1 protein-coding gene is annotated in these 510 nt (G+C 63.9%); it reads left to right on the top strand.

Annotation, left to right across the window (positions count from 1 at the left end; all coding sequences use genetic code 11):
* Positions 1–510, top strand: a 510-nt coding sequence (locus CKO31_RS26430; RefSeq protein ID WP_200243999.1) for a DUF444 family protein, incomplete at both ends; no start/stop codon positions are given.

Here is a 510-nt window from a genome sequence, read left to right on the forward strand (position 1 = left end):
ATATGGTCCATCCGGGCAATAAGGAGTTCGAGGCCGGTGACCGGGTGCAGCGCCCAGAAGGTGGCCAGGGTCAAGGGGCCGGGCAGGGGCGCGCTGGCCGCGGTGGTAGCGGTGAGGACGATTTCGTCTTCGAGCTGTCGCGCGAGGAGTTCCTGGATCTTCTATTCGATGACCTTGAGCTACCGAACCTGGTGCGCAACCAACTGGTTGGCACTACCGAGTTCAAGACCGTGCGCGCCGGCTATGCGACCGAGGGCGCGCCGAGCAACATCGATGTGGTGCGCTCGTTACGCGGTGCCATCGCCCGGCGAACGGCGTTAGGAGCGCCGTATCGCGGTCGTATCCGCGCGCTCGAAGAGGAACTGGCGACACTGCTGGCCTCTGGGGTCGCGGAGACTGATGCCCAGGTTGTCGCGCTGCGCGAGGAGATCGATCGGCTCAAGACCCGCATCGCGGCATTGCCCTTCATCGATACCTTCGATCTGCGCTACCAATCCTTCACCAAGCTCC

It is taken from the genome of Thiohalocapsa halophila, from assembly GCF_016583825.1.
Taxonomy (GTDB): Bacteria; Pseudomonadota; Gammaproteobacteria; order Chromatiales; family Chromatiaceae; genus Thiohalocapsa; species Thiohalocapsa halophila.